At 67.4% G+C, this 479-nt stretch carries 1 pseudogene; it reads left to right on the top strand.

From position 1 onward, the window contains the following. Window positions 1-468 (top strand): annotated as a pseudogene (locus DD1DGNOD_RS14280) (hypothetical protein); the annotation flags it as partial. Between the last annotated feature and the right edge of the window lie 11 nt (window positions 469-479).

Genomic DNA, 479 nt, shown 5'->3' with positions numbered 1-479 from the left:
GTGGCCGTTGTGGCGCCGGCCGCGGGTCTGGGCGGGTACCTGCTGTGGGCCCGGATCGCCTACGGGGACGCACTTGCGCCGATCCGGCTGCAGCGACAGCAGTCGCTGCACGGCAGCTCCTCGAACCCCGCAGAGGTGATCTGGAATGCGGCCCGGGGCATCAGCCACGGCGAGGTAGGCACCGCCCTACACGTTCCGTGGCTGATGCTTGTCATCGCGCTGCTCGTGGTCATGATACGGACACTCCCGGCTTCCTACCCGGCGTGGGCCGCGCTGACTGTCGCCGCGGTACTCACCGGCAGCAACCTGGACTCCAGTGAACGATACGCCTACGGCGCGTTCCCGTTCCTGCTCGTCGCGGCCGCTGTGACCCTGCGTGACGAAGTGTTCCGCATTGTGTTGACGGCATGCGCCGCGATGATGGTGGTGTACGCCTCCCTGGCCTTCCTCGGCCTCTACGTACCGTAGCCCTCACTACC

This window comes from Candidatus Protofrankia californiensis (genome assembly GCF_900634765.1).
Taxonomy (GTDB): domain Bacteria; phylum Actinomycetota; class Actinomycetes; order Frankiales; family Frankiaceae; genus Protofrankia; species Protofrankia californiensis.
Note: the sequence above shows the minus strand (reverse complement) of the source record. Positions and strands in the feature narration are given on the sequence as shown.